The following is a 26,541-nucleotide window of genomic DNA, read 5'->3' as shown; positions in this document are numbered from 1 at the left end:
CGCGCGTCAGGCGTGGCCGGTCTCGGTCGACAGCATTGCCGGTGTCACTCCCATATGCGCCAGCACCCGGTTGTACTTGGCCGAGTGGTCCAGGTCGAAAACGATGTCATCGCGCGCCGGACAACTCAGCCAGGCATTGGCGGCCATCTCCTGTTCGAGCTGACCTGGCCCCCAGCCGGCATAGCCGAGCAGCATGATCCCGCGCTCGGGCCCCTGGCCATCCTTGATGGCGCGCAGAATGTCGACCGTCGCCGTCAGGCATAGATCGTCGTTCACGGGCATGGTTGATTCACTCATGTAATCATCCGAATGCAACACGAAGCCGCGCCCGGTGTCGACAGGTCCACCGAGCTGAATCGGAAAATCGCGAGCGCAATCGCTGACGCCGACCTTGCGTGATTTATTGCTGCCAGAACGGCGTTTGTGGCTGTCGAGATCGAGATTTTCGACAAGTTCCGAGAACCGCAGCGGCTGCGGCCGGTTGAGAATGAAGCCCATCGCCCCGTCCTCCGAATGCGCGCAAACGAAAATCACCGTGCGCTCAAAGCGAGGGTCCGTCATTCCCGGCATGGCGATCAGAAAATGCCCATCCAGGCATCCCCGCGTCCGCCGAGACATATGGTCATGGATCTCAAGCATGCTCTGAGCCTAGCAAGTTTTGGGGGATTGGAAAGGTCTAACCGGCATGGCGTGCCCGGATCGCAGGTCCGAAGTTGGCGGCTCAATGCCGCAGAGTCACATAAAAATGATGAGCGAGCGCCAGATTGAATGGATTTGGAAACCCGAACTCCTCTAAACTGGTGGCATGATGACGCATCTCTTCCCCACACGCCGCCATTCAGCCGCAACCGGTCTGGTTGCCAGTGCCGCACTCATTCTGGCCCTTGCCGTTTCGCCCGCCTGGTCGCTCGACAGTGGCTGGGCCGAGACAGAGGGTGGTCGGATGCGGCTGGTGGTGGATCCGGAGCCGCGTGCGGATGGAACAGTCCGTGCCATCCTCGATGTCGATCTCGATCCAGGCTGGAAAACATACTGGCGCGACCCCGGCAGCGCCGGCATTCCGCCGACGCTGGATTTCACGCAGAGCAAGGGCATCGCGCTGGAGAAATTTGACTACCCACCCCCGGTACGGGTCGACGATGGCTACGCGATCTGGGCTGGCTACACTGCACCGGTGCAGTTTCCGCTGACCTTGCGCCGCACGGCGACGGGCGACGCGGAAATCCGGGCCCAGGCATTCATCGGCATTTGCGCGAAGATATGTGTCCCGTTTCAGGCTGAGTTGGCGGTGGACCTGCCGAAACAGCTTGCAGCCTCGGATGCGGACAGCACTTTGATTACCGATGCGATGGCGTTGCTGCCAGAGCCTGAAGGGGCAGATTTCAGGCTCGAAAACGTGCTGCTTGCCGCCGACGGAAGCGAATTTGAAATCGAAGCCGCCCTGCCAAGCTTCCGCCCGCGCGGCGTCGCTCCGGAGTTGTTCGTGGCGGGGCCGGAGGGGTTTGCCTTCGCACCACCCACACTGCTCGGCGATGAGGATGGTGTGGCCAGATGGCGGGTCCGGCTCGAAAGACGGCCGAATAAGACCGCTGCGATCGATCTGTCCTCAATCGATGCGGTGATCACGCTTGGGCAGCGTTCCATGGGCACCAATCTCGCCAGTGCCGCAACCGAAAAACCATAAGGCGGAATGAGTTTAAATCGCAGGTTGGCCCTCGCATCCGGGATGGAATCGCCTATGTCTGTGGGTGAGATCAACGGCCAATCAAGGGAGCGCCAACGTGACAATTGCAACTGGGGATAAACTGCCCGACGCCACATTCAAGGAAACCACCGCCGATGGCATGATGGAGGTAACAACCGCCGATCTTTTCAACGGCAAGAAAGTGGTGGTATTCGCCGTACCCGGCGCTTTCACGCCCACATGCCACCTCAACCACCTGCCCGGCTATCTGGAAAACCGTGACGCCATTTTGGCCAAGGGCGTGGACGAGATCGCGGTCATCTCGGTCAACGACGCCTTTGTCATGGCGGCCTGGGAAAAGGCTACCAACGGCACCGGCAAGCTGCGCTACCTGTCGGACTGGAATGCTGAGTTCACCAAGGCGATCGGCATGGACGCCGACCTTTCAGCCGGCACCCTGGGTGTGCGCTCGAAGCGCTATTCGATGATCGTCGAGGACGGCAAGGTGACCGCTCTCAACCTCGAAGAATCGCCCGGTCAGGCCATAACCTCTGGCGCTGCAGCGTTGCTCGAACAGCTCTGATCGCGATTATGCAATAAACCTATCTGACGGCGCCGGTTCTCGGCGCCGTTCTGGTTTTGTAGGGCGCCATGCCGGTCCGCGCCAATTCGTCGGCACGCTCGTTCTCGGGATGGCCGGCGTGACCCTTGACCCAGTTCCATTTAACCTTGTGGCGCTGATTGGCCTGATCGAGAGTCTGCCAGAGTTCGGCGTTTTTCACCGGCTTCTTGTCAGCGGTCTTCCAGCCGTTCTTCTTCCAGCCGAATATCCATTTCGAGATGCCGTCCATTACGTATTTGCTGTCGGTATGGAGCTCGACTTCACAGGCACTGCTGAGCGCGTTGAGCGCGTTGATCGCTGCCAGCAGCTCCATCCGGTTGTTGGTGGTTACAGCCTCGCCGCCGCAAAGTTCCTTGACGGTTCCATTATACCTGAGGATCGCGCCCCAGCCGCCGGGGCCCGGATTGCCCGAGCAGGCGCCATCGGTGAATATTTCAACTTGTTTCACGACAGGTTTTCCTCGTTGCGGTGGCCATATTCGGAACTCGATACTATTTGACCGTGAAACCGCAGCTTCTGCAGATATTCAAGCGGGTCCTTCTTGACCACCATCGCCCCCTCGGGCGTGGTCAGCCAATCGTGCAGACGGGTCAGGAAGAACCTGAGTGCCGCGCCTCGCGCCAACAGCGGCAGAGCCTGGGCTTCAGCGGACTCAAGCTTGCGCACGGAGGTATAACCGTTGATCAGCGCCATGCCCTTGGTGTGGTTGAAGGAACCATCCTTCTCAAAACACCAGGCGTTGAGACCGATGGCAACGTCATAAGCCAGGTAATCATTGCAGGCGAAATAGAAGTCGATCAGGCCCGACAGCCGGTCTTCGATGAAGAATACATTGTCGGGAAACAGGTCCGCATGAATGACACCCTCGGGCAGGTCCTTCGGCCAGCCGGCCTCTAGGATCTCTAGTTCGCGGTCGATCTCGTCGCGGAGGCCGGGCAGGACCTCGTCGGCGCGCGCTCGCGAACTTTGCCACAGCGGCCGCCAGTTGGGCATGGTCAGCGCATTGGCGCGTCGGATCGGAAAATCGCTTCCGGCCACATGCATGGCAGCCATTGCGCGGCCGACCTCGCGGCAATGCTCGGCGCGCGGTTTGCGCAGCCAGGAGCCATCGAGAAACGAGACCATCGCCGCAGGCCTGCCCGCCAGTTCGCCAAGATGGCCGCCGTCGCGCCGCTGGATCGGTAGCGGGCAGTTTAGTCCCTTGGCCGCCAGATGGTCCATCAGCCCGATGAAGAACGGCAGATCGTCGCGATTGACGCGCTTTTCATAGAGCGTGAGAATTAAAGTGGCCTTGGTGGTACGCAGCAGGAAATTGGAATTTTCCACACCCTCGGCGATGCCCTTGTAGGACAGGAGCGTGCCAACATCATACTCGGTCAGGAAAGCGCTCAGTTGCTCTTCGTTGACATCGGTGTAAACGGCCATGCTCAGCGCACTCCATTGACGAAGGCCATGTCGGCCGCGGTCAGTTCGACATCGCGCAGCTCGCGACTGACCATGAAATTCTCGGTCTCACGCACCGTCTCGGCCAATTCGATGGTGGCGTCGAACCGAACCTTGAAGGCTTCGATGATTTCATCGACGACCACTTCCGGCGCGGAGGCACCGGCAGACAGCCCGAGCACCCCGATCTCGCCGATAGCTTCCCAGTCAATCTCGTGGGCGCGTTGCAACAGAATCGATTTTTTCGCGCCGGCCTTCAACGCCACTTCCACCAGACGCTTGGAATTGGAGGAATTGGGCGCACCGACAACGACAAAAAGATCGCAACCGGGCGCTGCCTGTTTGACCGCATCCTGACGGTTGGTGGTGGCGTAACAGATCGATTCCGCCGACGGTGCCGTAATTTGCGGAAACCGGGCGTGAAGCCGGGCGATCACCGCGGCGGTATCATCAACCGACAGCGTGGTCTGGGTGACGAAACCGAGGGCCGCCGGATCGACGGGTTCAAGTTGATCGACATCGGCAACGGTTTCCACCAGCGTGACGGCGCCTTGCGGCAGTTGCCCCATGGTGCCGATCACCTCGGGATGTCCCTTGTGGCCGATCAGCACGACGTGGCGACCCAGCCGCTCATGGCGCATGGCCTGCTTGTGCACCTTGGATACCAGCGGACAGGTGGCATCGAGAAAGAACAGGTTGCGCGCCTGAGCATCCGCCGGCACCGATTTCGGCACGCCGTGGGCCGAAAAGATCACCGGCTGGGTATGGTGCTCGGCCGGGATTTCATCGAGTTCCTCGACGAATACGGCGCCGAGCTTCTCCAGTCCTTCGACAACGAAACGGTTATGGACGATCTCATGGCGGACATAGACCGGCGCGCCGTATTTCTTGAGCGCCAGCACCACCATCTGGATGGCACGGTCCACACCCGCGCAGAAGCCGCGCGGTCCGCAGAGGCGAATGGTCAGGGCATGCCGATGCATCGAATTCTCCGGGTCGTTGGGGGTTCCTTTGACAGTGTAGCGCGGGGCGCTGTCAAGGCCAGCGAAGCAACGCCTGACGGTCTATTTGCCGCGACCGCGACCACGCCACCAGAGCGCGACGGTAACGCCCAGAAGGGCAAGCGCCAGACCATACCAGGTGACAGCGTATTGCAGGTGGCTGTTGGGCAGGTTGACCTGGGTGACGCCACCGATTGGCTGGCCACCGGGGTTCGGACTGTCGTCGGCGTCGATGAAAAATGGAAGCAGTCGGTCTGCCTGCGGGTCAATTCCGGCATTGACCGCCATGGCATCGAGGTCCTTCCAGAAATAGATATTCTTCGCCAGATCATTGTCCGGCACCACCCATGAAGGTTTTTCGTCGAGCCGATCGCGCACCAGACCGACGATCGCCACTGTGCCTGCCACCTGCCCCTGGCCGCGCATGGCAGGGTCCTTTGAACCGACATCGACAAAACCACGATTGATGAAGATCAGTCGTCCGGCGTCGGTCTCGAACGGCGTGTAGACGTAATAGCCGGAGCGCCCGTTCAGGGTAGAGAAGAAGAACTGTTCGTTTGCGTGCCGGAAACGGCCAGTCAGCGAGACCCGGCGGTATTCAATGTCTTCGCCTGCCGATTCGAGCGCGACAATCTCTTCGAGGTTCGCCGGCGCAGCAACCATGCGCGTCTCGATCTTGGCCAGCAAATCCTGCTTCCAGTAGAGCCGCTTGACCTGCCAGGTACCGAGCGCCAGCAAAACAGCAAGGGCAGCCATGATGACAATCAACGTCACCGGTCCAAGGCGACGCGGCGTGGAAGTTGGGGATGCGTCAGTCACTTGTCAATTTGTCCTTCGGCAGCCTTGTTTCGATACTGCAGCGCGATCATCAGCCCCTTGAGGCCGCGCAACAAGGTGAGCGACAGCAGCGTTGCAAGCGGGATCCACAAGAGCATATGCACCCACAATGCCGGGCTGTAATTAACCTCGAGCCAGAGCGCCGAGCCCAGCACTACAAAGCCGATGATGAGAATGACGAACACCGCCGGCCCGTCGCCCGCATCGGCGAAGCCATAATCGAGTCCACAGGTACCACAGACCGGCTTGACGGTGAGAAACCCATCAAACATGGCGCCTTCCCCGCACCGAGGACAGCGACCGCGGAGGCCAACCGAGACCGCGTCTACCGGAGGATAATGGGCTTCATCGCTAGACATCAGGATTGTCTCCAGATCCGGGCCGCACTACGGCCGGTTCAAATGCACGAGGCGGCAGGTTTCCCCGCCGCCTCGCATAACTTTTGCCTATCCGGCATATGGTCAGTGGTGGATCGGGGCGCCCCAAGACGACCAGACGTAGACCGCAAAGAACAGGAACAGCCAGACCACGTCGACGAAATGCCAGTACCAGGCGGCAGCTTCGAAGCCGAAATGCTGCTTGGGAGTGAAGTCCCCGCGCATCGCACGGATCAGGCAGACCAGCAGGAAGATGGTGCCGATCAGCACGTGGAAGCCGTGGAAACCGGTGGCCATGTAGAAGGTCGCGCCGTAAATCGATTCCGTGAACGCGAACGGCGCCACCGAATATTCATAGGCCTGGACCGACGAGAACAGGATGCCGAGCAGCACCGTCAGCGTCAGGCCGGCGACCAGCCCCTTGCGGTTGCCATGCAGCAACGCGTGGTGCGCCCAGGTCACGGTGGTACCCGACAGCAACAGGATGATGGTGTTGTAAAGCGGCAGGTGCAACGGATCGAGCACCTCGATACCGGCCGGCGGCCACTGACCACCGGTAAATGTCGTCCGCGCGACCTGGATGGCCTCATCGGGAAACAGGCTGGCGTCGAAGAATGCCCAGAACCAGGCAACGAAGAACATAACTTCGGAAGCGATGAACATGATCATGCCGTAGCGAAGATGCAGGCCCACGACGCGGGTGTGATGGCCTTCATGCGCTTCCTTGATGGTGTCCGACCACCAGCCGAACATCGTGTAGAGCACGATGGCCAGGCCGACCAGGAACAGAACCGGATTGGTAATCGGCAGGCCCAGGAGCGACTCGGCGCCCTTCATGCCCTGCATCCAGCCGATTGCGCCCAGCGCCATCACCAGTGCGCCGATTGAACCGGTCAGCGGCCAGGGGCTCGGATCAACAATATGAAAGTCGTGTTGCTTTTGATGTGCGTCGGCCATGTAATTTTTCCCCGATGGTCAGCATTCCCGCCCCGAACCAATCCGTCCGGCGCATGTTTGGCTTACAAAGTTCCCTTGTCTTGCACCGGCTTCGCCACAGCTGCAACGGGTTTTTCCGTCTCGTGCGGGAAGAAAGTGTAGGACAGTGTTATTGTCTCGATGTCTTTGGTCTCGACTTCGTTAACGATCTCCGGGTCGATGAAAAACACCACCGGCATATCCATTGTCTCGCCGGGCTGCAATTCGTTCTCGGTGAAACAAAAACACTGGATCTTGTTGAAATAGGCGCCCGCTGACTGCGGCGTGACGTTGAACGTCGCCTGCCCCGAAGTCGCGGTGTCTGAAACGTTGTGCGCAGTATAGGAGATCTGGATGGTCTCGCCGATCTTGAGTTCGACCTCGCGCTGGACCGGTTTGAAATCCCAAGGCAGTCCAGCGGCGACATTGCCGTCGAAACGAACCTTGATGGTCCGATCCAGAATCGTATCCGACGCCTGTTCGACACGCTGGGTCGTGCCACCATACCCGGTCACCTGGCAGAACATCCGGTAGAGCGGCACCGCCGCATAGCTGACACCGAGCATCGACACCACAAATGCCGAGCAAATCAGTACAACCGTTCGATTGCCGCTTTTTTTGGGGTCTCTGGCCCGCCCTGCTCGCTCATAGTCTGCTCCTCACAAAGGTCGATCCATAATGCCGGGGCCGATCTTGATGATCGTCACCACGTAAAACATGATCACCAGCAGGGCCAGAACCACGGCCAATGCGACCGAGCGCGAGCGCCGTGCCTTCTTCTGCTGTGGAGTAAGTTCAACCTGATCCATGATTACACCGCAGCGCCCATAAACTTCGACACAAGGCCATCAACCGCCAGCGCCGTAAAAATCAAAAACAGATAGACCAGCGAATAGGCAAACAGCTTCTTGGCCGGCACCATCTTCTCGTCGCCGTCCGGCATCTGCCAGACCCGAACAGAGTACCAGATAAAGCCCGCGCCCAGGGCTGCGGCAAAAACGCCATAGACAACACCGGCAAACCCCATCAGCGAGGGAACCACGCCACTGATCGCGGTCAACACTGCGTAGAGCACGATCTGGTGCTTTGTGGCGCGCTCTCCGGCGACATTGGGCAACATCGGCACGCCTGCGCGGCCATAATCACCGGACTTGAACAGCGCCAGCGCCCAAAAATGCGCAGGCGTCCACAGAAAGATGATCGAAAACAGGACGATGCTCTCGATGGAAATCGAATTGGTCACGCAGGCCCAGCCAATGATCGGCGGGAACGCGCCGGCCGCGCCACCGATAACGATGTTCTGCGGCGTCGAACGCTTGAGCCAGATGGTGTAGACCACGGCATAAAAGAAAATCGTGAATGCCAGCAGCCCGGCTGACAGCCAGTTGACCATCAGACCCAGCACCGCGACCGAAAACACCGAAAGAACCAGACCAAAGGCCAGCGCTGTATCGGCCGAAATCCGTCCAGCAGGCACCGGACGTTTTGCCGTGCGGGTCATCAGGATGTCGATGTCGGCATCATACCACATGTTGAGTGCGCCGGATGCGCCAGCCCCCACAGCGATCGACAGGATCGCGATGAAGCCGAGCACCGGATGGATTTCGCCAGGTGCGAGCAGCAGGCCGACAAAAGCGGTAAACACCACCAGCGACATAACCCGCGGCTTGAGCAGCGCGAAAAAATCTCGCGCGTCGCCGTCCAGCACGGTAACGGCGTTCACCGCCTCATGTTCATTGGTCATAGCCATCGGCTTTCCGCCTTTCCCTGTTCCCCGATCTATCCCGGGGATCCGGGTGTGTTGCCCGGTCATTAATTACCAGGCCGCCGGCTCTTATCCGGCGGCCTGGCCAAGTCATCAATTGCGTAGCGCTACTTGATGCGCGGCAGCTTTTCCCACTGGTGGTAAGGCGGCGGTGAAGACAACTGCCATTCCAGCGTTGTCGCACCCTCGCCCCAAGGGTTGTCGCCGGCGATGCGCTTCTTGGCGAAGGCTTCCCAGACACCGTAGAGGAAGATCAGCACGCCAAAACCCGACAGGTAGGAACCATAGGAAGAGACTGCATTCCAACCGGCAAAGGCGTCAGGGTAGTCGATGTAGCGGCGCGGCATCCCGGCAAGTCCGAGGAAATGCTGGGGGAAGAACACCAGGTTAACGCCGATGAAGGTGACCCAGAAATGGATCCGGGCAATCGTCGAGTTGTACATGTAACCGAACATCTTCGGGAACCAGTAGTACCAAGCCGCGAAGATCGCGAACACGGCACCCAGCGACAGCACGTAGTGGAAGTGAGCGACCACATAATAGGTGTCGTGCATGACCCGGTCGAGGCCGGCATTGGCCAACTGCACTCCGGTGACGCCGCCAACGGTGAACAGGAAGATGAAGCCGATCGCCCAGAGCATCGGCGTGCGCAGCGAGATCGACCCGCCCCACATCGTCGCGATCCAGGAGAAGATCTTCACGCCAGTCGGGACCGCAATCACCATGGTGGCGAAGACGAAGTAGCGCTGCGTGTTGAGTGACAGGCCGACCGTATACATGTGGTGGGCCCAGACGATGAAGCCGACGGCACCGATGGCGACCATGGCGTAGGCCATGCCCAGGTAACCGAACACCGGCTTGCGCGAGAAGGTCGACACGATGTGGCTGATGATGCCGAAACCGGGCAGGATCAGAATGTAGACTTCCGGATGACCGAAGAACCAGAACAGGTGCTGGTAGAGGATCGGGTCGCCGCCGCCTTCAGGTGAGAAGAACGCGGTGTCGAAGTTACGGTCGGTGAGCAGCATGGTGATGCCGCCAGCCAGCACAGGCAGGGACAGCAGCAACAGGAACGCGGTGATGAGCACAGCCCAGGCAAACAGCGGCATCTTGTGCAGCGTCATGCCGGGAGCCCGCATATTGAAGATCGTGGTGATGAAGTTGATCGCACCCAAGATCGACGATGCGCCGGCGATGTGGATCGACAGGATCGCAAAATCCATTGCCGGACCCGGCTGACCGACAGTCGAGAATGGCGGATACATGGTCCAGCCACCACCGGTGCCATAGCCGCCGGCTGGGCCTTCAACAAACATCGACAGCAACAGCAGCAGGAAGGCCGGCGGAAGCAGCCAGAAGGAGATGTTGTTCATGCGCGGGAACGCCATGTCAGGCGCGCCAATCATGATCGGCACCATCCAGTTGGCAAATCCACCGATCAGTGCCGGCATGACCATGAAAAAGATCATGATGAGGCCGTGGGCGGTGGTGAACACATTATACATGTGCTTGCCGCCGTCGATCGCGGAATCGCCCTCGAACCCGTAAACCAGCGATGCGAGACCGTGGAAGATCTGGATACCAGGCTCCTGCAGCTCCATGCGCATGGCAATGGAGAGAGCGCCACCGATGATCCCTGCGATGATCGCAAAAATCAGGTAGAGGGTGCCAATATCCTTGTGGTTGGTAGAATAAAGCCAGCGCCGCACGAAGCCCTTGGGCTTGTGGTCGTGGTCATGAGCGACAGTTGTACCGGCCATTGCTCGTTCCCTCTCTTAGTTCTTTGCGTTGACAGCGACATTCACCGACTTGTCGGCTTCAATGGCGGCAATCAGATTACGGTTGGCGGCTTCGACATCATCGGCAGCCTCGGCAAACCAAGTATCAAACTTGTCTTGCGCAACCACACGGATGGCGATTGGCATGAAGGCATGGTCCTTGCCGCAAAGCTCAGAACACTGTCCGTAGTACAGCCCTTCGCTCTTGGCATCGAACCAGGTCTCGTTGAGGCGACCCGGAACGGCGTCGATCTTGATGCCGAATGACGGCATTGCAAAAGAATGCAGCACGTCGGCGGCAGTAACGAGAACGCGTACCGTCTGACCGACAGGGACCACCAGTTCGTTGTCGACCGTGAGCAGGCGCGGATAGACCGCCATGTCTTCCTTGGCGTAGTCGGCGCGGTCGCCATCCTGCAGCAGGATTGAATCGAAGGAGAGTTCGTCGTCGGTCTGGTATTCGTATCCCCAATACCACTGATAGCCGGTGGCCTTGACGGTCAGATCGGCTTCCGGCGGCGAGAATTCCGCGGTCAACAGATTGAAGGAGGGAATCGCGAGCGCGAGCAAGATCACCACCGGACCGAGCGTCCAAATCACCTCAATGGCGGTGTTGTGACTGGTCTTGGATGGGTTCGGGTTGGCGCTGGCGCGGAACTTCACCATCACGTAGATCAACAGCACCAACACGAACAACGTGATCGGAATGATGAACCAGAGTGTATATTGTTCAAATCCACGGACTTGAGACATCATGTCGGTTGCCGCGGGCTGAAGACCCAATTGCCAGTCAACAGGTTGCGCGGCCATTGCTGAGCTTGCGCCCAGCGAAGCGAACGCGGCAAGCCCCGCAAAAAGCTTGTTGATCACGTTATTTCTCCCTCGAGTATCGTGCCGCCTGGTGGCTCAGGCGAAATCCCTCAATATGATTGCAGCTTAAAACCACAGAACGGCACCGTCCGCAACAGTCGTCATTATAGGATGATGCGGCATATATTCGCGCCCATGGGGGCAAAAGCGGTCGGGCCATCATTTTTGTGGATGAAGCCCGTTTTATTGAGCATATTCCCCTCCAGAACGCCAGTCCCGCGCGTCTGAGACGTATGTCTTTGGTGCGGGATTGGGGCCAGGCCGCATTTTTGCCGCAGAAAACAGAAGAGAGTGGGCCTGAAGGGTTCCAATTTGGCCGAGCGCATCTACAAATTGTCAGGTGATTCGGCGGCCCGTGGAGTTAAAATGGCATTTGCTTTGAAATCGAAACCGGCCATGGCCGTGGGGCTGGCCCTGTTTGCGCTTGCGACAGGCCTTCCCAATACGTCTGCAGCGCTCGCTCAGCAGGCCGGCAAGGTGAAATCCTCGCATGGTTCCTGGTCGATCGCCTGCGACACCCCGGCGGGCGCGCCCGGCGAGCAATGCGCGCTGATGCAGAATGTCATCGCCGATGATCGGCCCGAAGTCGGTCTGTCAGTGGTGGTGCTAAAGACAGCCGACCAGCAGGCGCGCATTCTCAGGGTGCTGGCACCACTTGGTGTGCTGCTGCCCTCCGGCCTCGGCCTCAATGTCGATGGCAAGGATATCGGGCGTGCCTATTTCGTGCGGTGCTTCTCCGACGGCTGTTACGCCGAGGTGATTCTCGACGATACGCTGCTGACCACGTTGCGCGGCGGCACTACGGCAACCTTCATCGTGTTCCAGACTCCAGAAGAAGGTATCGGCATCCCGGTCGATCTCGCGGGCTTCACAGAAGGCTACGCCGCGCTTCCGTGAACCAGCCAACTGGCTGACTGCCTGGACAAAGGTGCGATCTCAGTCCCCTGCCCCGCTGCCGGTAAGATGAAACCGCAAGGGCTTGTAGGACGTCCGCGCCAGATTACCCTTTGCTTCGAGATCAAGCTGAACCACCTTGATCCACCAGCCGGCTGTTGCTCCGGCTGGAAACAGCTGCTGCGGCAGAATCGGCAAAATGGCCTGCTTGATCTGTGCATAGGTCATCGGCGTATCGGCGTTTTTCAGAACTGTTTCGATGGCCTCGCACATGGCCAGATATTTGGTGGCGTCGACTCGTGACGATTTGCCTGGCTGGTTGACGTTTTCCACGGTGATCTTGTCCATCGACGCTCTCCCTCCGGCAGCAGACGCGCCGCTGTGTTCCAATCGCTGCGAGATTACCTATATACAGGATCAGGATTCGATCAGAAATGGACATTGTCATGCAGGACGCGCTCACCAGCCAATTCGACGTCTCGGAAGCAAAACTGGAGCGAATCGTCGCCAACGCATTGAGGGGCGCTGACGACGGCGAGCTCTATCTCGAATACGAGGAAAGCGAATCGCTGCTGTTTGACAATGGCAAGCTGAAATCCGGCAACTATTCGACCGATCGCGGATTCGGCCTGCGCTCGGTTCTGGGCGAAAGCTCGGGCTATGCGCACTCGGGCGAGCTCTCGGAAGCAGCCCTGTTGAGGGCTGCCGACGCGGTGTCCGCCGTTACCCATGGCGCCAACGGCACCTATTCTGCCGCCCCGCAACGCACCAACAAGCTGCTTTACACGGCACAGAACCCGCTCTCAGCACCCGGCTTTGAAGAAAAGGTGAAACTGCTGCAGAGCATCGACGCCTACCTTCGCGGCAAGGACGAACGCGTGCGCCAGGTGTCGGTCTCGATCGCCGCCAATTGGCAGGTTGTCGAGATCCTGCGCGCCGATGGTCACCGCGTGCGCGATGTGCGGCCGATGACGCGGCTCAATATTTCGGTGGTTGCCGGGGTTGGTGACCGGCAGGAAAACGGCTCCTACGGCATGGGCGGACGCAAGCTGTTCGGTGATTTTCTGACCGAACAAAGCTGGCGGCACGGCGCCGACGAGGCCTTGCGCCAGGCGCTGGTCAATCTTGACGCAATCCCGGCACCTGCGGGAACGCTGGATGTGGTGCTTGGCGCGGGTTGGCCAGGGGTGATGCTGCACGAAGCCGTCGGGCATGGTCTCGAAGGTGATTTCAACCGCAAGAAAACCTCGGCCTTTGCCGGCCTTCTCGGCGAGCGGGTGGCGTCGAAGGGCGTCACCGTGGTCGATGACGGGACCCTTGAGGGCCGCCGAGGCTCGCTATCGGTGGATGATGAAGGCACGCCTTCGGGCTATAATGTACTGATTGAGGACGGTATTCTGGTTGGCTACATGCAGGACCGCCAGAACGCACGGCTGATGGGCATGAAAGCCACCGGCAACGGGCGTCGCCAGTCCTACGCTCACCAACCGATGCCGCGCATGACCAATACCTATATGCTGTCTGGGGACAGGAGCCCCGCAGAGATGATCGCTTCGGTGAAGAAAGGTCTTTACGCGGTGTCCTTCGGTGGCGGCCAGGTGGACATCACGTCGGGCAAGTTCGTTTTCGGTTGCACCGAAGCCTACATGATCGAGGACGGCAAGATCGGCGCGCCGGTCACGGGGGCTATGCTGATCGGCAACGGTCCGGAAGCCATGCAGCGGATCTCCATGGTCGGCGATGATTCCGCTCTCGATACCGGCATCGGCATGTGCGGCAAGGGTGGCCAGAGCGTTCCAGTGGGTGTCGGGCAACCGCACTTGCTGATGAACGCGATGACCATCGGTGGCACCCAGACCTGACCGCTAATGAGGCAGTGTCACGCGATAACTGACCACGAAATACGGCCTGAAGACGGCGATGACTGGCGGCAAGAACCGGCATTGCGAAAAAACGCGCGCTCGATTCAACATCGGTTAAGTCAGGACTGCTATTAAGCTGACTTCGTAAGCGCATTCAGCGCCCGGGAACGGTTTATGCACGGTCCGAATACAGTCGCCGCACGTCGCATGGTCAAGCGTGCCGCCATCCAGGGCGGGCTTGAGGCCGTGTCCCTGCTGGCAAAATCGGGACTGATGCCGACAGCCCGCGGGTTGGGAGCGATTTTCACCCTGCATCACGTACGGCCGGCTATCGAAAAACACTTTGATCCGGTTGCGCACCTGACCATCACGCCCGAATTTCTCGACCAGAGCATCACCAAACTGAAGGCCGACGGCCATGTTCCCGTGGCTCTCGAGGACCTACCGGAATTTCTCGCGCAGCCCAATCCTCCCGGCCCGGCGATGGTTTTTACCCTGGATGACGGATATCGCGACAACGACCGGTTCGCGCGCCCGGTGTTTGAGGAACATGGCGTTCCCTACACGATATTCATCTCGGGTGGCTTTGTTGACCGCACCCACTCGATCTGGTGGGAGACGGCGGAACAACTGATTGGCAGCCTTGACCAATTCACCTTCGACTTCGGCAAGGGTGAAATCTCGCTTCGGACACGGACCCTGTTGGAGAAATACGCGGCATTCGACCGGCTGCACAAGGCGCTGGCCTGTGCCCATCAGGATGAGATAATCGCCCAACTCGACAATCTGGCTCGGGCAGAGGGCATCTGTCCGACAGGCATAGTCGACCGCGAAGTAATGAACGAGCAGGAACTACGCGCGCTTGCCGAGACCCCGCTTGCACGGCTTGGCGCTCACACCATTGCCCATGTCAATCTGGCGCATTTGCAAGCCGATCGAATGATGGCGGAGATCACCCAGTCAGCACAAAGGGTTGCGATGATAACCGGCACATCCCCGACAACGCTGGCTTATCCCTACGGCGATTCATGCGCTGCCGGGCCCCGAGAATTTCAAGCGGCGCAAGATCTGGGATTTACGCTGGCTGTAACAACCAACCCCGGCGTTCTTACCCGCCGCAGCCTGAATGAACGTTACGCTCTCAAGCGGATTTCATTGAACGGCTATTATCAGAAGAGCCGCTATGTCGGCGCCCTCGCCTCGGGTATCCCGTTCGCGCTTTCCGGCCGCGGTCAGGGATAAAGTCGAGTCTTTTCCCAGGTCTTATCGGTACGGCTGAACACCACCCGGTCATGCAGCCGGAACGGCCGGTCATGCCAGAATTCGATGGATTGCGGCACAATTCGAAAACCTGACCAGTGCGGCGGGCGCGGTATCTGACCGATGGCATATTTGGCGGTATATTCCGCGACCGCCTTTTCCAGCGCAAACCGGCCTTCCAGCGGACGCGACTGTTTTGAGGCCCAGGCCCCGATTCGGCTACCGCGCGGACGCGACGCATAATATTCATCGGCTTCGCTGTTGCTGACCTGCTCGACCGCGCCACGAATCCGCACCTGACGACGCAGCGATTTCCAATGGAAACACATGGCTGCCTTCATCGCGCCAAGGATTTCCTCACCCTTCCGGCTTTCGAAATTTGTGTAGAACACAAAGCCGCGGTGATCGAAGCCCTTGAGCAGCACCATCCGCACATTGGGAAGTCCATCCGCATCCACAGTGGCGAGCGCCAGCGCGTTGGCATCATTGGGTTCGGATGCGGTCGCATCCTCGAGCCATTCGGCGAACAGCTGATAAGGCTCCTCTGCCGCGGTAAAGTCACCAGTCGTTAACCCTGTTTCGGTCATACTATTGCCTCATGCATCCTGAATTGAGCGGCATCACATTGGCAAACGACCTAACAGATGCGGACAGAGCCGAAAAGGCCAGGCACAGGCGGCGCGCGCTTTTGGCGCTGATGTTGCCGATCCTGCTCGGCGCATCGGGGTGCATGCGAAGCGGCAGAGATGCGGTTTCAGCCCTGTCTCTCGACCCCATGACCACCGGTTCGATCGCGCCACTGTCGGCAGACAGCGAAATCATGTCCGACGAAACTGTCATCGGCGACCTGCTCGGCGAATTGACCGAAGATCAACTGATCAACCCGCATCCATGGTCGAATGCGTTGACCGGATCGGCCGGGGTCATTTCGGACATCGTCAGTCAGAACGATGGAGCCACAAGCTGCCGGGTGTTTCAGACTACGCGTCACGGATTTGACGGCGTAGCGCTGTTCAATGGCCGCGTCTGCCGCCTGACAACGGGCGCATGGGGCATGGACAGCTTCGAGCGGGCCGGCAGCTGAGGCTGCGCCGAACCTTTACCGACACTTCCCGACCCGCGACTTCATTCCTCCCGCTAATTTTCGTTCATACACGGATGGTTAGCAAATCACCGGTAGGTTTTGATAAGACAAGCCCATACGGGAAAGTATCATGCGTAGTCCGTACACGGTGCTCGGCGTCAGTAAGTCCGCCAGAGCTGAAGATATCAAGAGTGCTTACCGTCATCTCGCCAAGGCGTGGCATCCTGACCAGAAGCGTGACGACCCTCAGGCGGGCGCTCGCTTTTCCGAGATTTCGCAGGCTTACAAATTGCTGATTGATCCGGATCTGCGGCTCAAGTTCGACAGCGGTGTCATCGACGCCCGCGGACGCAAGCGAACCAGGCCGGTACGCGGCTTCGCCGCCAATCCCTTTGCCGCCTTCAAGCAGGCGCGCCGCACGGCGGCGAACGCGGATTCCGCAAACAGCCAGACCAATACGCGCGACGAAGCCAGCTTCGACGACATGGTTGCGCACATATTCGGCGAAGCGGCGTCGAAACAGACCCGCGAGGAGGCTGCGCGAACCGCCCAAACCACCGGTCGCAGAACCGAGACGAACGCACCTGGACTGGACGACGATCCGTTGGCCACACTCGACGCACTGTTTGCCAAGTGGAAAACCCGTAAGGCGTCCAGCGGCGGATTGCCGGCCACCAGGCAGCAAATCGACATCAGTCTTGAGACCGCGATGGCCGGATACAGCGGCGAGATCGTGTTTGGCGAAGATCGGGCCGTCGCCTTTTCCGCACCTCCGGGATCGGTGGACGGGGCAGAAATCACCGTCCCCTCGCCCGATCCTTCAGCCTATGGCGACGTGATTGTCACCTTGCGCCATGAAGACCATCCGCGCTTCCGTTCAAACGGCGCCGACCTGCATGGCGAACAGGCAATCGATCTGATCGAGGCAGTGTTGGGTGGAAGTTTTGTCTATAACAGCCTCGACGGTCCGGTGCGGATCACCATTCCGGAATGGTCCGGCTCGGACACCGTACTGCGTGTCGCCGGCAAGGGGCTGATGCGCGCCGATGGCCAGCGCGGTGCCCTTCATGTCCAATTGCGGGTTATGTTGCCGGAAAAGCCGGATCCGCGATTGACAGACCTTATGCGATCAAGCCGCAAGGCCTGGTTTCTATGATCCTGCCATTCAGTGTGGGATAACCTGTCGTGATCGCGTGTCCCCAAAAGCCGCGACTTGCAGCTAATGGCACCGTGTGCCATAGCCTGCCCGACCAATTCGAGGGAGACTGCAATGGCTGACACTTCCGGCCTGATGAAAGGCAAACGCGGCCTGATCATGGGCGTGGCGAACAATCGGTCGATTGCCTGGGGCATCGCCAAGGCTTGCGCCGACGCCGGCGCCGAACTCGCCCTGACCTATCAGGGGGACGCGTTGAAGAAACGCGTCGAACCCCTTGCCGCCGATCTCGGCGCGATTGTCGCCGGTCATTGCGACGTAACCGATCTCGACAGCATCGACGCTGTATTCGCCGAGATTGGAAGCAAATGGGGCAAGCTCGATTTTGTGGTTCACGCCATCGCGTTTTCCGACAAGGACGAGCTCACCGGCCGCTATGTCGAGACAAGCCGCGAGAACTTCAACCGGACGATGGAAATCTCGGTCTATTCACTGACCGCGGTGGCCAAACGCGCCGAACCGTTGATGACCGATGGCGGATCAATCCTGACGCTGACCTATTACGGCGCGGAAAAGGTGATGCCGCATTACAATGTGATGGGCGTCGCCAAGGCCGCGCTGGAAGCCAGCGTGCGCTATCTGGCGGTTGATCTGGGCGGTTCCAATATCCGTGTCAACGCGATCTCGGCAGGCCCGATCAAGACGCTCGCGGCCTCCGGCATTGGCGATTTCCGCTATATTCTGAAGTGGAACGAGTACAATTCGCCGCTGAAGCGGACCGTGACCATCGACGAAGTGGGCGATTCGGCCATGTACCTGGTTTCGGACCTGTCGCGTGGCGTCACCGGCGAAATCCTGCATGTCGATTCGGGTTATCACACCGTGGGCATGAAAGCCGTCGACGCGCCGGACATCAGCGTCGTCTGAAAGGCCGCGCGTTCGGTAGAACGCGCATATTAGCTTTAATCTGATGCGTGCACGCCATGCCCAAATGATGCCATTTGGGCATGGCAAGCATCAGCATCGTTTGACCGCATCCAATCCGAAAGCGTGACATGCTTCTCTATGTGATCCGACATGGCCAGACCGACTATAATCGGGATGAAAGGCTTCAAGGTGCGCGCGATATCCCGCTCAATGCCACCGGGCGCGAGCAGGCCCGCGGCAATGGCCGCGCGCTCGCGGCAGCGAAGCTCGAATTGCCACTTGAAGAATTCGACTGGGTGGCAAGCCCGCTGGGTCGAACCCGCGAAACCATGGAACTGGTGCGCGGCGCCGCCGCTCTTGACCCCACCAACTATCGCATTGAGCCGTTGCTGATCGAACTGTCATTCGGTGACTGGGAAGGCTTCACACTGGCCGACATCGGGGTGGATTCACCCGAGCGCATCGCCGAACGCGAGCGCGGCAAATGGCGGTTTCGCCCGCCCGGGGCTACCGCGGAAAGCTATGCGATGCTCGCCGAGCGCATCGACCGGTACCTGCCAACCGTCACCCGGCCAACCATTTGCGTTGCCCATGGCGGTGTCATCCGGACGATGTTCGAGCGTATCGGCAAGATCGATGGCGAAGAAGCCGCGCTGCTGGATATCCCGCAGGATCGCATCCTGAAGACCGACGGGACCAAAATCGGCTGGATCTGAGCGCTTTGCGAAGGGCCTGATCGTGAGCCAGTATCGGACAAATCCGGACGGTTGGCTTGGTGTACTCGACTGCGTGGGAGTTATTGAGCATCGGGGACGGTTGGAAACGGAGGCGATATGGCTACGGAATTGACTGGAGGATGCGGTTGCGGTGCGTTGCGCTACCGGCTCAAGTCGAAGCCGATGATCGTGCATTGCTGCCACTGCAAGGATTGTCAACGACAGACCGGCAGCGCCTTTGTTGTCAATGCTGTCATCGAGCGTGACAACATCGAGATCGATCAGGGAAAAACGGTGGTCTTCACCATGCCGACCGACAGCGGCAACCCGCATGATCTTTATCGCTGCGAGGCTTGCGGCACCACTGTCTGGTCCGATTACGGCCGCCGCAAGACGATGGTATTCTTGCGGGTCGGCACTCTGGATGATCCGATCAATCTGCCGCCAGACGTTCACATTTTCACCCGCTCGAAACTGCCATGGGTCAGCTTGCCTGCGGACATACCCGCTTTTGACATCTTCTATTCGAGTGTTGAGGCATTTTGGCCAAGAGAGGCACTGATGCGACGCAAGGCGCTGGGATATTAGGGCAGGAAAATCAAGACGCAGCGCTATCCCAAGAATCGTAGACGGTATGAACCGCTTCGAGCCTACTGAACCAGTTCGAGATCGATAATCTGCCGTTTGCCATCGACTTCGGTATAGAACACCACAACCTTGACGCCGGATTCGAGCCCCTCAAAATTGAACTCGGTCGGGGCCTGGTAGACCTTGCCGTCATCCAGGCTGATGGTCAATTCAGCTGTCGAGACGTCGGTGATCGTGGCCTCGACATCAGCACTTTGCGCCCAGGCAGCAAACGGCGCAAGCAGGGCAGAAAGGGCCAATATGGCGGATATGGCAAAGCGCATCGGGAAGTCCTTGATCAATCAATTTGCGTCCCCTCTTGAAGGGACTGAATGTGGCAAAATTTACGGCGCAATCTGAGCCGTAAACAATTGTGATGTCAACGAAACGGTGCGGCATCGGCGCAAGATCAACAAAAAGGCTTTCCCCGAAGGCTCCAGATCATCTAGAAGTCACGCTGAACACCCCATCCGGGCGCGTCCCGAACTATCCACGGTTGATCCGCATGTCGCACAACACATTTGGCCATTTGTTTCGCGTGACCACCTGGGGCGAGAGCCACGGACCGGCACTTGGCTGTGTTGTTGACGGCTGCCCTCCGGGCCTGCGCTTTACCGAAGCGCAGCTGCAGCACTGGATGGACAAGCGCAAGCCGGGTCAGTCGCGCTTTGTCACCCAGCGCCGCGAAGACGATCTGGTCAAGGTGCTCTCGGGCGTGATGCGCGAAGATGACGGCGGCCTGATCACCACCGGTACTCCGGTCTCGCTGTTGATCGAGAACACCGACCAGCGTTCGAAGGACTATTCGGACATTGCCAAGCGCTACCGGCCCGGTCACGCCGATTATACCTATGACACAAAATACGGCGTGCGCGACTATCGTGGCGGCGGACGGTCTTCGGCGCGAGAAACCGCTGCCCGTGTTGCCGCCGGCGGTCTGGCGCGGCTGGTGGTGCCCACAATCAGGATCCGCGCCGCCTTGGTACAGATCGGCATCCATTCCATCAACCGGGCCAACTGGGACTGGGCAGAAGTCGACAACAACCCGTTCTTTGCCCCCGACCCCGAAATCGTGCCTGTCTGGGAGAATTATCTCGACACCATCCGCAAGGCCGGTTCATCTGTCGGCGCCGTTGTTGAAGTGGTGGCGGAGAATGTGCCTGCCGGGCTCGGCGCGCCGATCTATGCCAAGCTCGATCAGGATATCTGCGCCAACCTGATGTCGATCAACGCGGTCAAGGGCGTGGAGATCGGCAATGGTTTCGAAGCGGCCCGGATCAGCGGCGAGGAAAATGCCGACGAAATGCGCATCGGCGCCGATGGCGAGCCGGTATTCCTGTCCAACAATGCCGGTGGCATTCTGGGCGGCATCTCCACCGGACAGCCGGTGATCGCCCGTTTCGCGGTCAAGCCCACTTCCTCAATCCTCAACGAGCGTCGCTCGATCGACGCCGATGGCAACGAAGTGGATGTGCGAACCAAAGGCCGGCATGATCCTTGTGTCGGTATCCGCGCCGTGCCGATCGGTGAAGCCATGGTCGCCTGCGCGCTGGCCGACCATTATTTGAGAGACCGCGGCCAGACCGGCCGCCTCGATTGAGAGACTGCCTTATGAGCTATGATCAAGCCCGCGTCGTTGACGCCATTCGCGCTTTTGAAGCCGGTGAAATTGTTGTCGTCACCGATGATGGCGGACGCGAGAACGAAGGTGACCTGATTGTCGCCGCAGTTCATTGCACGCCCGAAAAGATGGCCTTCATCGTGCGCCACACATCCGGTATTGTCTGCACGCCGATGCCGCGCGAGGAAGCCAAGCGGCTAAACCTGAACGCCATGGTGGCCGATAATGATTCGGCCCACACCACCGCTTTCACAGTGTCGGTAGACTACAAGCACGGCACCACCACCGGTATTTCAGCCGATGACCGGACGCTGACGGCACGCAATCTGGCCAATCCGAATGCCGGCGCCAGCGATTTCACCCGTCCCGGTCATATCTTTCCGCTGATCGCGCGCGAGGGCGGCGTGCTGATGCGCTCGGGCCACACGGAAGCCGCGGTTGACCTGTGCAAGCTCGCCAGCCTGCCTCCGATCGCCGTGATCTGCGAACTGGTCAATGACGACGGTACGGTGACGCGCGGCGAGCAGGTCGATAGTTTTTCCGCCAAGCACGGGCTCAAGCAGGTTTCGGTGGCTGATCTGATCGCCTACCGGCAGCGCAAGGAAACGCTGATCGAGCATATCGACAGCTTTGAGGTGGAAACTGTGGCGGGCAAGGCCAAGGCCTTTACCTACAAGCTGCCATGGGATCCGATGCACCATCTGGCGGTCGTCTTTGGCGACATCCGCGACGGCGTTGGCGTGCCAGTGCGGTTACACCAGGAATCGGTGGTCAATGACGTGTTCTCAAAACAGGAACCGATGAACGCGGTGATGGAGAAGATGGCGTCGGAGGGCCGCGGCGTGGTGATCTATCTGCGCGAGGGCTCGGTCGGCGTCGGGCCGCAGGCGTCACGCCGGACCACCGTGATTGAGGGCGAAGGCCATGCCGAAGCGCAGGCGCGCGAAGACGAATGGTTGGAAATCGGGCTTGGCGCGCAGATCCTGAAGGATCTCGGCATCACCTCTATCAAGCTCTATGCCTCGCGCGAACGCCATTATGTCGGGCTCGAAGGTTTTGGCATCAAGATAGCCTCGACCGAGATCATCTAGAACGCTTGTAAGCTTTCACTGCCTCACCGAAGGCCTGAAACAGCGACCTGTTCACCGGATTTTTCTGCGGGTCGTATTCGGCGTGCCATTGAACGCCGAGCGCGAAGCCGTCCGCATCCTTGAAACGAATAGCTTCGATGGTGCCGTCTTCAGCCACGCCTTCGGCGATGATTTTGTCGCCGAGTTCGAGAACACCCTGGCCGTGCAGCGAATTGACTCGGACCAGGTCGCTTCCCAGAATGCGGGCGAAGACGCCATCCGGGATCAGCCGGACATTATGGCGGTCAGCGAAAACGACAGTTGGATCAGGGTGGATTTCGCCTGTTTCAAGGCGCGGCATGCGGTGGTTAATCCGTCCCGGCAATTCGCGGATTTCCGGATGCAGCGAGCCGCCGCCTGCGACGTTCATTTCCTGAAAGCCGCGGCATATCCCGAACAGCGGGACAGCTCGTTCGACGCAAGCCTCGATCAGCGGCAGGGCAATTGAATCCCGCCCCTCATCATAGGGCTCATGCCGGGGATCGGGTTCGGCGCCAAACCGGCTTGGGTGGACATTTGCCCTGGCTCCAGTCAGCAGTATGCCATCCACCACGTCCAGCAAGTCCGATATGTCCGTCATTTGTGGATCGCCAGCGAAAATCAGCGGCAAGGCGTCCGCGACATCGGCGACGGCCTGTAGGTTGTTCTCCCCGGCCATCTGAACAGAAAACCTGTTTTCCACACTGTAGGTATTGCCGATGACGCCGATGACAGGCCTGCTCATGGAATTGTCTCGCATTCGATTTCTGACCACCCGGATTAGAGCGGTTCACCTTGAAATGGAAGCAATTTGAGCGCCGAGCAAATTCACGATGGCCGATTCCAGCCTTCCGCATAGACAATGTCGCTGACACCGGCGAAACGGGCAACGCGGGCGAGTTCGGCATCGAGCCGGGCCATGCGGCCCGCTGAGGCGCGGATTTTCGGTTCCAGCCACAGCCGAGTGACATTGAGCGTGCCCGTCTTGCGGTCGGCCTTCATGTCGATGCGGCCGATCAGCCTGTCGCCTTCAAGCAGCGGGAATACGTAGTAGCCAAATTCGCGCTTGGCTGCGGGGACGAACACCTCGATGCGGTAGCGAAAGCCGAACAAGCGCTCGGCCCTGTCGCGGCCGCGCAGCAGCGGATCGAAAGGGCTGAGTACGCGGATGCGGGCGGGTGGTTCAGGCCAGTCGTCGGCATTTGCCGACAGATGAGAGAATGCGTAGCAAGCGCGCGCCTTGCCGCCGCCGACGCACTCGATTTCGACATCGTCGAGCGTATCGCGGTTTGCCGCAACCCAGCCCTTGGCCTCCTCCGGCGAAACCAGGTCCCAAAACGCCGAGATCTCGCCATGGGTGGCAAAGCCGAGCCGCTCGAGTGCGGCGCGACAGGCCCAGTCAACGAAGGCTGCATGCGTAACCTCGCTCTCGCGGTGATGATCCGGGATCACCCGTTCGCTCAGGTCATAGATCTTCTGGAAATTCTCCCGGCCACGAATCGCAAGCTTTCCTGTTTGCCAGAGGAATTCCAGCGCGGTCTTCGATGGATGCCACTCCCACCAGCCGCCGGATTTGTGACCGGTCTGCCTGACCTCGCGGGCCAGCACAGCACCGTTTTCGACAATGCGTTGATAGGTTTCATCAAATGACTTGTCGAAGCCTTTGCCGTGCCATTTCGCCCAGCGCTCGCGCATCCGCTGTTCCTTGCGGGCAAAGCGGTGCTTCCAATAGGGATAAAACGCAGTAGGAACAATCGAGGCATCGTGGGTCCAGTGCTCGAACAGCGCCCGGTCCTCTTCCAGCAATTGGCGCAGGTGATCGCGTTTGTAAGTCTGGTTGCGCGAGAAGATGATCTGCTGATGGGCGCGCTCGACAGTGGCGATGCTGTCGACCTGCACGAAACCGAGATCATGGATCATTTGCAGCAGATCGGGCTTGGACAATGCCCGTGACGGCTGGGCTGAAAGCCCCTGTTTGGCGAGAAAGATCCGCCGCGCCGCTCTGTTCGATAGTTCAATGACCATGCGTAGAGGGTACACATGTTCGCTGTTTGTTCAAGCAATAAGCCGCACTTTCCTGCCCCTGCTCCCGGAACCTTCCATGACTGGCAGCGCGGCCCCGGCGAAATGCGTGCCCTCAGGACTGGTTGGCCACGTATTGAAACCCGGGCTTGCCGTGCACAAACCCGTTCATCCGCTGCGCGGGAACGCTCGTCTGGTCGAGAATGGCATCGAGTTCGCTGGCGCTGATCTCGCCATCGAGCAGTTGCCGATAGGCTGATGCTACCTGGACCATGTCGCAGCTGTGGGGCGACAGCCTGAAGGCCGTCACACCTGCCTCTTCCAGCGCCGGCAATTCGGAGGACAGGGTCAGGTATTTTTCCGACAGGGTCTGAATACCGTTGACTGACAGGAACGGTTTGCCGGAGTGGGTTTTCAGATCCATGCCGTCAGGGTCTTTTTCGCAGACAAATTGGCAATTGTCCTTGGTGCGGTTATGGGCACGGGCGTGGTAGCAGCGCGCCGACAGCGCCAATGATACTTTGCCAAACACCTGCACCTCGACGCCTGCGCCGGTTTCACCAGCCGCTTTCGCCAGTTCCGCCACCGCCGGCATCGGCAATTCCACCGGCAGGCAGAAATGGGTGGCGCCGTTGTTGGACAAATGGCGCACCGTCTCCTCGTTGTAGATGTTGAGATACTGGCCGATCCGGTGCGGCCTGCCTGTCAGATAGTGCAGCGCCGAGACGTCATTGGCCTCGACTTCGTCAAAACCGCAGAAAGATTCGATGACCTTGCGGTCAAGCTTGTTGACGACCTCTACCAGCGTTGACCAGACCACCCGCTTGCCGCCGCGCTGCAGTCGCTCGGCAACAGCTTCGAGGCTGTGATCAAAAAACGGCGTGCGCTTCGAGCACACGACTTCGCCCAGATAGGCAACATCGACAGGCGCCTCGTCGGCGATCCGGAACCAGAAATCTCGTTTTTGCTGTTCGGGCCAGTGAAACAGCACCGGTCCCATGGTCAGGTTTGCGGTCACCGTCATCTCCACTTCTTGGTCTTGAAGGCGCCCTGGGTCTCCTTGCCGCCTTCGGACAATTGCGCGAGACCACTCAGATCCGGTCTCTGGCCTGTGGATATGTCGTCAACTGCACGGCGGAAGGCCGATACCACCATCTGCACATAGGAGCGCGAGCGCTGCCTGCCCTCTATCTTCAGGGCGGTAACGCCGGCATTCATCAGATCGGGCAGCAACGAGGACAGGTTGAGGGTAATCGGTTCCTCGAACGCGTAATAAGGCTCCGGCCGGTCGGCATTGGTATAGCGGCCCTTGCAGATTGTCGGGTAGCCGGTGCTTTGTTCGGCCGAATAGCAATCAATGTCGAACGGCCCCAGTTCCGCCGATGTGCCGCCATCGGGCTGGCTAACATATTGCACCGCGCTGGCCGGCGAACAAACGCCATGCATGTTGGTGGACACGCCAGTGGCATAGTTGGTCAGGCTGCAGCGCCCTTCCGACATCATGCCGATATTGCCGAACACGAAGGCCTCGATCTCGCACGGGATCTGGCGATGGATGGCGCTGATTTCGGCGACCGTGAGAATCCGCGGCAACACCACCCGCTTGACGCCAAACTGCTCGCAATAATATCGGATTGCCTCTGGCGAGGATGCGCCTGCCTGCACCGACAGATGCAACCGCAAACCCCGATGACGTGCCGCCACGTAAGCCGCCACGCCGATATCGGCGACAATGACCGCATCGGCGCCGAGTTCGGCTGCAATATCGACCGAGATCCTTCCACAGCTGCGTGCGCGGCGCGGTGGCGAACGAGTTGACGGCCAGCAACACCTGGGCATTGCGCTCATGGGCATAGACAATCGACTGGGCCAGCGAGTCGGCGGAAAAATTCAACCCGGCAAAATTTCTGG

30 protein-coding genes and 1 pseudogene are annotated in these 26,541 nt (G+C 59.5%); 12 read left to right on the top strand and 19 right to left on the bottom strand.

The genetic code is table 11. The features are described from left to right. Positions 1 to 6 precede the first annotated feature (6 nt). The gene (locus OEG84_RS23245) at positions 7 to 618 is read right to left on the bottom strand and encodes a YqgE/AlgH family protein (RefSeq protein ID WP_267656305.1); all 612 of its coding nucleotides are present in this window, start codon (positions 616 to 618) and stop codon (positions 7 to 9) included. Between the two features lie 187 nt (positions 619 to 805). On the opposite strand from OEG84_RS23245, the gene OEG84_RS23240 reads away from it, so the two are divergent. Both OEG84_RS23240 and OEG84_RS23235 read left to right on the top strand, forming a co-directional pair. Next, entirely contained in the window at positions 806 to 1,684 is an 879-nt protein-coding gene (locus tag OEG84_RS23240) for a protein-disulfide reductase DsbD domain-containing protein (RefSeq protein ID WP_267655969.1), read from the top strand. Positions 1,685 to 1,781: 97 nt separating this feature from the next. Next, positions 1,782 to 2,267: a peroxiredoxin gene (locus tag OEG84_RS23235; RefSeq protein WP_267655968.1), complete on the top strand. Its 486-nt coding sequence runs from the start codon at positions 1,782 to 1,784 to the stop codon at positions 2,265 to 2,267. Between the two features lie 19 nt (positions 2,268 to 2,286). Here the strand turns inward: OEG84_RS23235 and rnhA are convergent, their stop codons facing one another. The 11 genes and pseudogenes from rnhA to coxB form a co-directional block, all read right to left on the bottom strand. Continuing rightward, entirely contained in the window at positions 2,287 to 2,754 is a 468-nt protein-coding gene (rnhA, locus tag OEG84_RS23230) for a ribonuclease HI (protein ID WP_267655967.1), read from the bottom strand. After that, positions 2,751 to 3,731, bottom strand: a complete 981-nt coding sequence (locus tag OEG84_RS23225) for a homoserine kinase (protein ID WP_267655966.1) — start codon at positions 3,729 to 3,731, stop codon at positions 2,751 to 2,753. Before OEG84_RS23225 ends, rnhA begins: the two co-directional genes overlap by 4 nt. Before the next feature lie 2 nt (positions 3,732 to 3,733). Continuing rightward, entirely contained in the window at positions 3,734 to 4,732 is a 999-nt protein-coding gene (gene ispH / locus OEG84_RS23220) for a 4-hydroxy-3-methylbut-2-enyl diphosphate reductase (RefSeq protein WP_267655965.1), read from the bottom strand. An 81-nt stretch (positions 4,733 to 4,813) separates the two neighbouring features. Further along, positions 4,814 to 5,569, bottom strand: coding sequence for an SURF1 family protein (locus OEG84_RS23215; protein ID WP_267655964.1), 756 nt, complete (start codon positions 5,567 to 5,569; stop codon positions 4,814 to 4,816). After that, complete coding sequence (locus tag OEG84_RS23210; protein ID WP_267655963.1) at positions 5,566 to 5,946, bottom strand: DUF983 domain-containing protein; 381 nt, start codon at positions 5,944 to 5,946, stop codon at positions 5,566 to 5,568. The genes OEG84_RS23215 and OEG84_RS23210 overlap by 4 nt, the downstream gene beginning before the upstream one ends. 102 nt (positions 5,947 to 6,048) lie before the next feature. Further along, on the bottom strand, positions 6,049 to 6,921 hold the full coding sequence (locus OEG84_RS23205; RefSeq protein ID WP_267655962.1) for a cytochrome c oxidase subunit 3: 873 nt from the start codon (positions 6,919 to 6,921) through the stop codon (positions 6,049 to 6,051). 62 nt (positions 6,922 to 6,983) lie between these two features. Then, positions 6,984 to 7,565, bottom strand: a pseudogene (locus OEG84_RS23200) (cytochrome c oxidase assembly protein); the annotation flags it as partial. 33 nt (positions 7,566 to 7,598) lie between these two features. Further along, positions 7,599 to 7,748 carry a hypothetical protein gene (locus OEG84_RS23195; protein ID WP_267655961.1) on the bottom strand — a complete coding sequence of 50 codons (150 nt, stop codon included), beginning with the start codon at positions 7,746 to 7,748 and terminating at the stop codon, positions 7,599 to 7,601. A 2-nt stretch (positions 7,749 to 7,750) separates the two neighbouring features. Then, positions 7,751 to 8,689: a heme o synthase gene (locus OEG84_RS23190; RefSeq protein ID WP_267655960.1), complete on the bottom strand. Its 939-nt coding sequence runs from the start codon at positions 8,687 to 8,689 to the stop codon at positions 7,751 to 7,753. 122 nt (positions 8,690 to 8,811) lie between these two features. Then, positions 8,812 to 10,464: a cytochrome c oxidase subunit I gene (gene ctaD / locus OEG84_RS23185; RefSeq protein ID WP_267655959.1), complete on the bottom strand. Its 1,653-nt coding sequence runs from the start codon at positions 10,462 to 10,464 to the stop codon at positions 8,812 to 8,814. A 15-nt stretch (positions 10,465 to 10,479) separates the two neighbouring features. Beyond that, positions 10,480 to 11,352: a cytochrome c oxidase subunit II gene (coxB, locus tag OEG84_RS23180; protein WP_267655958.1), complete on the bottom strand. Its 873-nt coding sequence runs from the start codon at positions 11,350 to 11,352 to the stop codon at positions 10,480 to 10,482. Positions 11,353 to 11,718: 366 nt separating this feature from the next. On the opposite strand from coxB, the gene OEG84_RS23175 reads away from it, so the two are divergent. Next, the gene (locus OEG84_RS23175; protein WP_267655957.1) at positions 11,719 to 12,249 is read left to right on the top strand and encodes an invasion associated locus B family protein; all 531 of its coding nucleotides are present in this window, start codon (positions 11,719 to 11,721) and stop codon (positions 12,247 to 12,249) included. Between the two features lie 39 nt (positions 12,250 to 12,288). Here the strand turns inward: OEG84_RS23175 and OEG84_RS23170 are convergent, their stop codons facing one another. Beyond that, entirely contained in the window at positions 12,289 to 12,594 is a 306-nt protein-coding gene (locus OEG84_RS23170; protein WP_267655956.1) for a DUF6958 family protein, read from the bottom strand. 98 nt (positions 12,595 to 12,692) lie between these two features. Here OEG84_RS23170 and tldD point away from each other — a divergent pair, with 98 nt between their 5' ends. Both tldD and OEG84_RS23160 read left to right on the top strand, forming a co-directional pair. Continuing rightward, the gene (tldD, locus tag OEG84_RS23165; protein ID WP_267656303.1) at positions 12,693 to 14,108 is read left to right on the top strand and encodes a metalloprotease TldD; all 1,416 of its coding nucleotides are present in this window, start codon (positions 12,693 to 12,695) and stop codon (positions 14,106 to 14,108) included. A 174-nt stretch (positions 14,109 to 14,282) separates the two neighbouring features. Further along, positions 14,283 to 15,350, top strand: a complete 1,068-nt coding sequence (locus OEG84_RS23160; protein ID WP_267655955.1) for a polysaccharide deacetylase family protein — start codon at positions 14,283 to 14,285, stop codon at positions 15,348 to 15,350. Here the strand turns inward: OEG84_RS23160 and pdxH are convergent. Next, complete coding sequence (pdxH, locus tag OEG84_RS23155) at positions 15,341 to 15,955, bottom strand: pyridoxamine 5'-phosphate oxidase (RefSeq protein ID WP_267655954.1); 615 nt, start codon at positions 15,953 to 15,955, stop codon at positions 15,341 to 15,343. The genes OEG84_RS23160 and pdxH overlap by 10 nt on opposite strands. Before the next feature lie 38 nt (positions 15,956 to 15,993). Here pdxH and OEG84_RS23150 point away from each other — a divergent pair, with 38 nt between their 5' ends. The 5 genes from OEG84_RS23150 (at position 15,994) to OEG84_RS23130 (ending at position 19,839) form a co-directional block, all read left to right on the top strand. Further along, on the top strand, positions 15,994 to 16,452 hold the full coding sequence (locus OEG84_RS23150) for an RT0821/Lpp0805 family surface protein (RefSeq protein ID WP_267655953.1): 459 nt from the start codon (positions 15,994 to 15,996) through the stop codon (positions 16,450 to 16,452). Positions 16,453 to 16,582: 130 nt separating this feature from the next. Then, complete coding sequence (locus tag OEG84_RS23145; RefSeq protein WP_267655952.1) at positions 16,583 to 17,608, top strand: DnaJ C-terminal domain-containing protein; 1,026 nt, start codon at positions 16,583 to 16,585, stop codon at positions 17,606 to 17,608. A gap of 114 nt (positions 17,609 to 17,722) precedes the next feature. Beyond that, a complete protein-coding gene (fabI, locus tag OEG84_RS23140) occupies positions 17,723 to 18,535 on the top strand; it encodes an enoyl-ACP reductase FabI (RefSeq protein WP_267655951.1) in 813 nt (270 codons plus the stop codon). 128 nt (positions 18,536 to 18,663) lie between these two features. Further along, on the top strand, positions 18,664 to 19,251 hold the full coding sequence (locus tag OEG84_RS23135; protein WP_267655950.1) for a histidine phosphatase family protein: 588 nt from the start codon (positions 18,664 to 18,666) through the stop codon (positions 19,249 to 19,251). Between the two features lie 117 nt (positions 19,252 to 19,368). Further along, entirely contained in the window at positions 19,369 to 19,839 is a 471-nt protein-coding gene (locus OEG84_RS23130; RefSeq protein ID WP_267655949.1) for a GFA family protein, read from the top strand. A gap of 62 nt (positions 19,840 to 19,901) precedes the next feature. Here OEG84_RS23130 and OEG84_RS23125 read toward each other — a convergent pair whose 3' ends face one another. After that, positions 19,902 to 20,162: a DUF1344 domain-containing protein gene (locus OEG84_RS23125; RefSeq protein ID WP_267655948.1), complete on the bottom strand. Its 261-nt coding sequence runs from the start codon at positions 20,160 to 20,162 to the stop codon at positions 19,902 to 19,904. A gap of 221 nt (positions 20,163 to 20,383) precedes the next feature. Here OEG84_RS23125 and aroC point away from each other — a divergent pair, with 221 nt between their 5' ends. Both aroC and ribB read left to right on the top strand, forming a co-directional pair. After that, the gene (aroC, locus tag OEG84_RS23120; RefSeq protein ID WP_267655947.1) at positions 20,384 to 21,478 is read left to right on the top strand and encodes a chorismate synthase; all 1,095 of its coding nucleotides are present in this window, start codon (positions 20,384 to 20,386) and stop codon (positions 21,476 to 21,478) included. 11 nt (positions 21,479 to 21,489) lie between these two features. Continuing rightward, positions 21,490 to 22,590 carry a 3,4-dihydroxy-2-butanone-4-phosphate synthase gene (gene ribB, locus OEG84_RS23115; RefSeq protein WP_267655946.1) on the top strand — a complete coding sequence of 367 codons (1,101 nt, stop codon included), beginning with the start codon at positions 21,490 to 21,492 and terminating at the stop codon, positions 22,588 to 22,590. On the opposite strand, the gene OEG84_RS23110 is transcribed toward ribB, so the two are convergent. The 4 genes from OEG84_RS23110 to OEG84_RS23095 all read right to left on the bottom strand — a co-directional run bounded on the left by OEG84_RS23110 (position 22,583) and on the right by OEG84_RS23095 (position 26,478). Further along, complete coding sequence (locus OEG84_RS23110; RefSeq protein WP_267655945.1) at positions 22,583 to 23,353, bottom strand: gamma-glutamyl-gamma-aminobutyrate hydrolase family protein; 771 nt, start codon at positions 23,351 to 23,353, stop codon at positions 22,583 to 22,585. The genes ribB and OEG84_RS23110 overlap by 8 nt on opposite strands. Before the next feature lie 83 nt (positions 23,354 to 23,436). Continuing rightward, on the bottom strand, positions 23,437 to 24,633 hold the full coding sequence (locus tag OEG84_RS23105) for a winged helix-turn-helix domain-containing protein (protein ID WP_267655944.1): 1,197 nt from the start codon (positions 24,631 to 24,633) through the stop codon (positions 23,437 to 23,439). 112 nt (positions 24,634 to 24,745) lie between these two features. Beyond that, on the bottom strand, positions 24,746 to 25,654 hold the full coding sequence (gene ubiV, locus OEG84_RS23100; RefSeq protein WP_267655943.1) for a ubiquinone anaerobic biosynthesis protein UbiV: 909 nt from the start codon (positions 25,652 to 25,654) through the stop codon (positions 24,746 to 24,748). Next, positions 25,651 to 26,478, bottom strand: a complete 828-nt coding sequence (locus OEG84_RS23095; RefSeq protein WP_324288245.1) for a peptidase U32 family protein — start codon at positions 26,476 to 26,478, stop codon at positions 25,651 to 25,653. The genes ubiV and OEG84_RS23095 overlap by 4 nt, the downstream gene beginning before the upstream one ends. Positions 26,479 to 26,541 lie beyond the last annotated feature (63 nt).

Source organism: Hoeflea algicola, from assembly GCF_026619415.1.
Taxonomy (GTDB): domain Bacteria; phylum Pseudomonadota; class Alphaproteobacteria; order Rhizobiales; family Rhizobiaceae; genus Hoeflea; species Hoeflea algicola.
This window is presented reverse-complemented; position numbering and strand designations above follow the sequence as displayed.

What these genes read in the sequence shown, in the direction of transcription:
- OEG84_RS23175 (WP_267655957.1), top strand. Translation starts at nt 11,719, where the DNA reads ATGGCATTTGCTTTGAAATCGAAACCGGCCATGGCCGTGGGGCTGGCC.
- OEG84_RS23170 (WP_267655956.1), bottom strand. Translation starts at nt 12,594, where the DNA reads ATGGACAAGATCACCGTGGAAAACGTCAACCAGCCAGGCAAATCGTCA.
- OEG84_RS23110 (WP_267655945.1), bottom strand. Translation starts at nt 23,353, where the DNA reads ATGAGCAGGCCTGTCATCGGCGTCATCGGCAATACCTACAGTGTGGAA.
- fabI (WP_267655951.1), top strand. Translation starts at nt 17,723, where the DNA reads ATGGCTGACACTTCCGGCCTGATGAAAGGCAAACGCGGCCTGATCATG.
- OEG84_RS23105 (WP_267655944.1), bottom strand. Translation starts at nt 24,633, where the DNA reads ATGGTCATTGAACTATCGAACAGAGCGGCGCGGCGGATCTTTCTCGCC.
- OEG84_RS23095 (WP_324288245.1), bottom strand. Translation starts at nt 26,478, where the DNA reads ATGAGCGCAATGCCCAGGTGTTGCTGGCCGTCAACTCGTTCGCCACCG.
- ubiV (WP_267655943.1), bottom strand. Translation starts at nt 25,654, where the DNA reads ATGACGGTGACCGCAAACCTGACCATGGGACCGGTGCTGTTTCACTGG.
- OEG84_RS23225 (WP_267655966.1), bottom strand. Translation starts at nt 3,731, where the DNA reads ATGGCCGTTTACACCGATGTCAACGAAGAGCAACTGAGCGCTTTCCTG.
- tldD (WP_267656303.1), top strand. Translation starts at nt 12,693, where the DNA reads ATGCAGGACGCGCTCACCAGCCAATTCGACGTCTCGGAAGCAAAACTG.
- pdxH (WP_267655954.1), bottom strand. Translation starts at nt 15,955, where the DNA reads ATGACCGAAACAGGGTTAACGACTGGTGACTTTACCGCGGCAGAGGAG.
- OEG84_RS23205 (WP_267655962.1), bottom strand. Translation starts at nt 6,921, where the DNA reads ATGGCCGACGCACATCAAAAGCAACACGACTTTCATATTGTTGATCCG.
- OEG84_RS23245 (WP_267656305.1), bottom strand. Translation starts at nt 618, where the DNA reads ATGTCTCGGCGGACGCGGGGATGCCTGGATGGGCATTTTCTGATCGCC.
- OEG84_RS23195 (WP_267655961.1), bottom strand. Translation starts at nt 7,748, where the DNA reads ATGGATCAGGTTGAACTTACTCCACAGCAGAAGAAGGCACGGCGCTCG.
- OEG84_RS23130 (WP_267655949.1), top strand. Translation starts at nt 19,369, where the DNA reads ATGGCTACGGAATTGACTGGAGGATGCGGTTGCGGTGCGTTGCGCTAC.
- ribB (WP_267655946.1), top strand. Translation starts at nt 21,490, where the DNA reads ATGAGCTATGATCAAGCCCGCGTCGTTGACGCCATTCGCGCTTTTGAA.
- OEG84_RS23190 (WP_267655960.1), bottom strand. Translation starts at nt 8,689, where the DNA reads ATGGCTATGACCAATGAACATGAGGCGGTGAACGCCGTTACCGTGCTG.
- OEG84_RS23210 (WP_267655963.1), bottom strand. Translation starts at nt 5,946, where the DNA reads ATGTCTAGCGATGAAGCCCATTATCCTCCGGTAGACGCGGTCTCGGTT.
- OEG84_RS23160 (WP_267655955.1), top strand. Translation starts at nt 14,283, where the DNA reads ATGCACGGTCCGAATACAGTCGCCGCACGTCGCATGGTCAAGCGTGCC.
- OEG84_RS23145 (WP_267655952.1), top strand. Translation starts at nt 16,583, where the DNA reads ATGCGTAGTCCGTACACGGTGCTCGGCGTCAGTAAGTCCGCCAGAGCT.
- ctaD (WP_267655959.1), bottom strand. Translation starts at nt 10,464, where the DNA reads ATGGCCGGTACAACTGTCGCTCATGACCACGACCACAAGCCCAAGGGC.
- aroC (WP_267655947.1), top strand. Translation starts at nt 20,384, where the DNA reads ATGTCGCACAACACATTTGGCCATTTGTTTCGCGTGACCACCTGGGGC.
- ispH (WP_267655965.1), bottom strand. Translation starts at nt 4,732, where the DNA reads ATGCATCGGCATGCCCTGACCATTCGCCTCTGCGGACCGCGCGGCTTC.
- OEG84_RS23135 (WP_267655950.1), top strand. Translation starts at nt 18,664, where the DNA reads ATGCTTCTCTATGTGATCCGACATGGCCAGACCGACTATAATCGGGAT.
- OEG84_RS23240 (WP_267655969.1), top strand. Translation starts at nt 806, where the DNA reads ATGATGACGCATCTCTTCCCCACACGCCGCCATTCAGCCGCAACCGGT.
- OEG84_RS23125 (WP_267655948.1), bottom strand. Translation starts at nt 20,162, where the DNA reads ATGCGCTTTGCCATATCCGCCATATTGGCCCTTTCTGCCCTGCTTGCG.